The following is a 6,152-nucleotide window of genomic DNA, read 5'->3' as shown; positions in this document are numbered from 1 at the left end:
GCATCTTCCGCAAAGCCCGCTGCAGTCCCAACCGGATGACCGCCATAGCCGCAGCCATCCTCACCCTGGAACGGCAGCGCTGAAAATGCTCACTGCTCTTGAGCCGCCCCCTGCGGGCCGACGATCGCTCCACCCAGAGCGGAGCGGCTCTCAGGAATTGGGGCTCTCACTGGCTGTTGCGGTCCTTGGCCCGGTCGACCTGGCGTAGCAGCAGGTCGGCGAACTGGATGATCTGGGCCGCTTCGATCGGGTCGTCGAAGTCGACGGTGCGGTGGCTGGAGGGGTTCTTGTACCGGCCCATGGCTCCGGCGAACAGCGCGGAGTCGGCCTCCTGCTCGCCGCCCTCTGCGCCGGCGTCGGCCAGCGGCCCGCCGGGCTTGCCGTTCTGGTGCGGCTGGAACGCCTTGCGCATCAGCGCGACGCCGACGAGGGAGTTGTCGAGCCCGGAGTCGGCGCGGACGGCGACCTTGACGGCCTTCATGGCGGCGAAGTACGCGGCGTCATAGTCCTCGAGGTCAGGTCGAAGTTGGTCCGCACCGTCTTCTCCCGGTTCGGGTGGAGCAGGACGCCGAGCCGCGTGCGGGCCTCGAACCGGGCCAGCCCTTTCGGGTCTCCGCCGCCAGTTGCCTGCTGTCTCGGGAGAGCCGCCGGAAGTTTGCGGACTGATGAGGTACGCGGGACAGCAGCGCGTGGGCCTCCAGTTAGCCCCACGCATCGGACAGCCGATTCATCAGCAGGTTGATGTCCCGCCCCTCCTGGAACGCCGTGCGGGCAGCGCTATCAGCCCGTCGTACTGAGGGTCGCCGCTTCCCTGGGCGGGCTTCCGCAGTAGGAGAAGCGCGGCATCGCGGGTGGGTGGTCCGCCGAGCCGACCTCGCCGCTTCCGAGAGGCGGACTGGACGGGTCTCCGAGGCCTGCAACGTGGTCGACGGCTGCTGCATCGTGCCGCGCCCCTGTCGGTTTGGCTGAGGTTGTCGAGTAGTGATCCCCATGACCTCTCTCAGCCTGGATCCCGGAAGGCGGCTCCATGCCGCTGACCTGCAGCGCTTCACTGAATCGCGCCGATCACCTAGGAAGAGTTCCACATGTCGAGACATTACAATTCGCCAATTCGCGAATCCCATTCGGAAGAGATCCGGCCAGCTTTCTGTTCAGTCTATTCGTATTTGCAACAATGCATTCCGGATGACAATTTGACATTGTATGAACTAAACCTTCGACGGCGTGAGCCTTGCCACAGGCAAGGTGGGGCCCAGTGCCTCGAATGGGATAAATTGAACATTTAATCGCATACTAACTAACTGGTTATTAAAACTCGTAAATGCGACAAGTAATGCACGGGCTAGTCAAGCCTCTATTTCCCCATCTCCTCTATGTCCCGATGAGATCGCCCTCACTCGCCATCCTGATTAGCTTTCGTTTCATCCGCAGGGCTAACCGCTTCGCAGCCGGCGGAACTCGGACTGGTGGACAACGGGATGGGATTTCGAAATGAACCGCGCTTGGACGAAGGCTGGAATCGTGGCCATGTCCACTTCCGCGCTCCTGCTGGGAGCGATGTCGGCTCAGGCGTCAGCCGCTGGGAGTGAGAGGAAGAACGCCTCAACCGGACAGTGCCTGGCGGCGCACACCGAGCTGGGGTCCTGGTATGTGAACGCACGCTCCTGCAATCAGGCGAACGGAACGACCTCGTGGTCGATATCCGGTGCGCAGGGAGGGACGCGAGTGTTCCAGAAGCCCGACGGATACTGCCTGGATTCCAACGCGGCGGGCAAGGTCTACATGCTGAGGTGCAACGGCGGAAACTACCAGAAATGGCAGGAGGTCTATGCCTCCGCCGGCTGGAAGTACAAGAACGTCGCCACGGGGCGCTACCTCGACAATCGCAGTAACTCCGTTTACACCGAGCCGGCAAACGGCGGTCTCAACCAGGTCTGGAAGGTTGACTAGGCCATCGCGCTTCCGGGTGAGCTGTCCGGAACAACCAGAACCGCAATCCTAAAGAAGGTATGAAGATGATCAGTCGCAAGATCGGCGCTCTGGCCGCAACCGTTATCGCCTCCGTGGGCATGACGGCTACCTCCGCCACGGCTGCTACGGAGGCCACTACGGCTGGCGCAACTCGCATAGAGACGAAGGCCGCGCCGGGGCTTTGCATCGGGGTGATCGTCCAGGTTGGAAGCGGGCGAGGGGCGGAAGACGTAATTAGGTCCTGTGGTGCTAGTCACAGCATGATGGGATGGACAGTCGGTGGCACGTCTGGCGGTGTCAGGACCTTCACCCATGATGAGCATCGCTATTGCCTGGACTCTAACAGTTCGGGCAGTGTCTACATGCACTCGTGCAACGGCGGCAATTACCAGAAGTGGCAGCAGGTGTATGTTGCCGCCGGCTGGAAGCTGAAGAACGTCGCTACTGGACGCTATCTGCAGACCAACAATGGCGGAAATCCGATATCGACCGGAGCATCCTCGGGCTCTCTGAACCAGTCGTGGGGCATTTGGAACTACTGATTGAGGCGCGTTCCGCCTTTTCGAACGGGAGGCGGAAGCGCGACTAGTGATCGGAGCGGCCCTTTTCCCCAGGGGAGAACCGGCGCTTTCATGCCGAAGGGGCTGGGTCTGCGGACCCAGCCCCTTCGATATTGCTCTGGGCATTCTATCTCAGGCGGGCGCGAATCATTCCAGAGAGAGTCTTGACTTCCTCGATGCGCAGAAGCTTTGAGAAGGCAAAGAACAGCACGAAGAAGGAGAATATTCCGCCTGTCAGCGAAACCAAGAGCGGGAAGCTCCCTGCACCCAGAGTGGATACAGCAAGATCATAGATGCTCCAAGTCGCGATGGCCGCGGGGATTGAGGCCACGCAGAGGCGGGTGTATGTGCGCACGAGTCGGCGGCTGTCGAGTTCCCCTTCCAGCCGGCGCTGCAGCCGCCGCCATGCCACCCCGACGCCCGCAAGGTAGGCAAGCCCGTAGGACGCGGCCATGCCGGGAACAGCCCAACGGGCAGGAAGGAGGGCGAAACAGAGAGCGGCGCTACCTGCGTTGATGACCGCTACGATCGCAGTATTGTAGAAGGGGGTCCGGGTATCCTCGTAGGCGTAGAAGCCTCGAAGGATGACGTATTGAGCAGAGTATGGAATGAGGCCGAGCGAGAAAGCCATTAGCGCGTATCCGACGCCTTCTGCCCCGTCGCCTGAGCTGGCGTACAAGAGGGAAGTCAGTGGAATCCCTAGAGCGAGAAGCAGGAACGCGCAAGGGACAATGGCTACAGCAGAGGTTCGCAATCCGAATGAGATGTCATCAGCCACGGCCGAGTTGTCAGAATCCTGAGCGGCTCGAGAGATTCTCGGAAGTACTGCCGTCATGACGGAAACAGTGATGATCGCCTGCGGCATCTGCCAGAGCAGCAGGGCGTAGTTGTAAGCGGTGATGCCCGTACCAGAGTTCCCGCCATCTTCAGCCAAGTCGCCGGCCCAGGTGGCAAGCTGAGTGACAACGATCATGCCCAGTTGATTCACAAGGACGAACAGAACTGTCCATTTGGCGAGTTTTGCTGTCTTTCGGAGCCCACTCCCCCTCCAGTCAAACCGCAACTGGAATCTGAATCCAGCCTCGCGAAGATATGGAAGCATCGCCGCCGCCTGAACTACCAGGCCGAGGAGTGTCCCTATCCCCAACAGGCGCAAACCCTCGGGGGTGATATTCGCGGCGCTTACTCCCGAGGTCGAAAAGCTCCCGAAGGCCCAGATGAAGCCGCCGAAAGTTGCGATGACGATGAGATTGTTTAGTACCGGCGTCCACATCATTGCGCCGAATCGTTCGTGAGCGTTCAAGATTTGCCCCAGCACCACATGCACGCCCATGAAGAAGATGGTAGGCAGACAGTAGCGCGCGAAGGTGACTGCTACCTCCATGGTTTCTGGGTCTTCGGCAATCTTGGCGGACATCAACGAGACAAGAACCGGTGCTCCAAGCACCGCAAGCGCCGTCACCCCTCCAAGGAGCACCATCACTAGCGTCAGAAGACGGTTCGCGTATTCTTGTCCATTCCCGTCCTTGATGGCGCGAACGAGCTGGGGAATGAAAACCGAGTTAAGTGCTCCACCACCTACAAGAATGTAAATCATTGTAGGGAGAGTATTTGAGACTTGATACGTGTCGTTCAGGCTGCCGATTCCGATTGCGGCAGCCATGACCAGAGTGCGCAGAAATCCTGTAATTCTGGATACGATCGTGCCAGCTGCCATTAGTGCGCTGGACTTGAGTAGGTTTTGACCCCTGCCTCTTGGTGAACTCTTGGCGTGAGATCGCCGGCTGGGAGGGGAGCCATCAGCCGTATTGGGGGAAGTGGAGCTCTGCTGAGAACCGAGAAAGCTCAATTGCATTGTGTCGGTGTCAACCTTGGCAGGTTGGCCGGAGGTTGGAAGTCCCTGTTCTTCATGCCTGAAGTCGTCGGACCTGGCATCAGGGTGTAAGTTTTTACATTTGGGTCGGTATGCCTCGTCCATGTTCCCTCTCTCTTTGCTCGAATCTTACGGCGGGTCAGCAGCGGTGCGGGACAGCGTTCACCGACAGGTCCTCAGCTCAACGCGACGACCTTGATCGCCCGGAGCACCTCTCACTCCACGAACCCACCTCCTCGCACGTCGGGCTGGTTGCCCGTCAGCCCGGCAGGACCGTACAGGGCCCCACCTGCAATGCTGATGAACTGCGGCTATCCGCCGCGGAGGGTTATGCGGCGGTGCGTTCGGCGCGGGCGCGGCGGATGGCGGCATCGCGGAAGTCGTAGCCACCGCGGCGGGGCTCACGACCTGGGTGTGGAAGCGCCGCTCCCCCGGAACCGAAGACGACCGTGCGGACGATCCGGAGTCTTCCTGAGCCTGCTGGGTCTTCGTGTACCGGGGGCGGGGCCGAGGACGGCGGACAGGGCGCGGGGCCGTCCCCCACTCCATCCAGAGCGGCGCCGTTCAGGCTCGACGGGCAGGCGGAAGCGACGGCGGTCCGTAGCCGCTGTGGCCGTCACCGCAGCCGGCACCTCGGCGATCTCCTGGTCGACCTGGGTGAGCGCGGCGGCCAAGGGCCGCGGCGTCCGCGAGCTCGCACGCCGCCTCCGCCACCTGGTCGGCCTGCTCCTCGATGCCGGGCCCTGCCTGGTCCACCAGCCCCATGCCGTCCCCAACGCCGAGCGCGGCCGCGGAGACACCGCCGGGAACCCTGGTGCTCGTCGCTCGTCCCGGCCTGCGTGGCCGACGTGGTCTCCAGCCCGTAGCTGTCCGGCCGCTTGAAGAACCGCTGACCTGCTGCTCCTGCGGCGCGTGAGTCTCGGCAGGCCGGCCCGCGGCGGGAAGGGGCCGGCCCCCGCCCGTGCCCTGGTCCGGGCGGGGGCCGTTGAAGGCGGCGTGGACGATGACTTTGACCTTGTAACCGGCACCTGCTCCGACGAACCCCGTCTTGCTCTGCTCACCCGCACAGAGGCTCGCGAGATGGTCGAGCTGCTCCAGGTCCTGGAACAGCTTGCCCCGAACGACCACGGCCAGGCGGCCGGACAGCTCGCCGCCGACCTCGCCCGTCGCCTGCCTGCCCCGCAACCAGAGCCGCAGCAGAGCCGGGCAAGGCCATCTAAGGGAACTCGACCTCCGTCTCGCTCCCGGCAGGGCGGGGTGTGGGCCGATCCAGACCGAGACTGCCCCACGGGGCGCAGATCGCGCACATCTCCAGGTCCGGAAACTCCTGGAGCGCGATCACCACCTCGTCGCGGCTGAGCAGCCCGAATTCCCGGGTGTACTGGCCGCAGTTCCCCCGGTGCAGCATCGGGTGGCCCTGGACCGCGCGGGCGGGCTGGAGCTTCCACGTCGTCTCGCGGTGGGCCTGTTCCCGGCGCCGCTGATCCTCGGCCTCCTCCCGCTCGAGGTCCCGGATCGTGCGCTCCTCGACCGCGACCTGGGTAATACGCCTGTTCGATTTCCGAGGCTGGTGTGACGCCCCGGCCCGCAGTTACGGTCACCCCAACGGCGCAGCACAGGCGCCGCCCACAGGGAGGGGAGCGTCGTGAACAGTGAGCTCTTTCAGAGTGGCCACTGATCGAGTGACCCAGACCGAGTCAGGATGAGGACCGCAACGCACAGGGCTCCCGCGCCGTTGAGGGAGGTGT

5 protein-coding genes and 1 pseudogene are annotated in these 6,152 nt (G+C 62.8%); 3 read left to right on the top strand and 3 right to left on the bottom strand.

From position 1 onward, the window contains the following. A pseudogene (locus ACFYT9_RS39440) lies at positions 1-83 on the top strand (IS5/IS1182 family transposase); the annotation flags it as partial. Positions 84-166: 83 nt separating this feature from the next. Here the strand turns inward: ACFYT9_RS39440 and ACFYT9_RS39435 are convergent. After that, complete coding sequence (locus ACFYT9_RS39435; protein WP_389171997.1) at positions 167-715, bottom strand: TIGR02391 family protein; 549 nt, start codon at positions 713-715, stop codon at positions 167-169. Between the two features lie 776 nt (positions 716-1,491). Here ACFYT9_RS39435 and ACFYT9_RS39430 point away from each other — a divergent pair. After that, on the top strand, positions 1,492-1,950 hold the full coding sequence (locus ACFYT9_RS39430; protein WP_389171995.1) for a ricin-type beta-trefoil lectin domain protein: 459 nt from the start codon (positions 1,492-1,494) through the stop codon (positions 1,948-1,950). A gap of 65 nt (positions 1,951-2,015) precedes the next feature. Further along, complete coding sequence (locus ACFYT9_RS39425; protein ID WP_389171993.1) at positions 2,016-2,513, top strand: hypothetical protein; 498 nt, start codon at positions 2,016-2,018, stop codon at positions 2,511-2,513. Positions 2,514-2,658: 145 nt separating this feature from the next. On the opposite strand, the gene murJ is transcribed toward ACFYT9_RS39425, so the two are convergent. Beyond that, positions 2,659-4,386 carry a murein biosynthesis integral membrane protein MurJ gene (murJ, locus tag ACFYT9_RS39420; protein WP_389172001.1) on the bottom strand — a complete coding sequence of 576 codons (1,728 nt, stop codon included), beginning with the start codon at positions 4,384-4,386 and terminating at the stop codon, positions 2,659-2,661. Positions 4,387-5,620: 1,234 nt separating this feature from the next. After that, positions 5,621-5,920, bottom strand: coding sequence for a DUF6233 domain-containing protein (locus ACFYT9_RS39415; RefSeq protein ID WP_389171999.1), 300 nt, complete (start codon positions 5,918-5,920; stop codon positions 5,621-5,623). Positions 5,921-6,152: the final 232 nt, after the last annotated feature.

It is taken from the genome of Streptomyces sp. NPDC004435 (genome assembly GCF_042873895.1).
Taxonomy (GTDB): Bacteria; Actinomycetota; Actinomycetes; order Streptomycetales; family Streptomycetaceae; genus Streptomyces.
The sequence above is the reverse complement of the archived record's forward strand: the minus strand, read 5'-3'. Positions and strand labels throughout refer to the sequence as shown.

Bases quoted from the DNA above. Each gene is read 5' to 3' on its own strand.
- ACFYT9_RS39430 (WP_389171995.1), top strand. From the start codon at position 1,492: ATGAACCGCGCTTGGACGAAGGCTGGAATCGTGGCCATGTCCACTTCC.
- ACFYT9_RS39435 (WP_389171997.1), bottom strand. From the start codon at position 715: ATGCGTGGGGCTAACTGGAGGCCCACGCGCTGCTGTCCCGCGTACCTC.
- ACFYT9_RS39425 (WP_389171993.1), top strand. From the start codon at position 2,016: ATGATCAGTCGCAAGATCGGCGCTCTGGCCGCAACCGTTATCGCCTCC.
- murJ (WP_389172001.1), bottom strand. From the start codon at position 4,386: ATGCAATTGAGCTTTCTCGGTTCTCAGCAGAGCTCCACTTCCCCCAAT.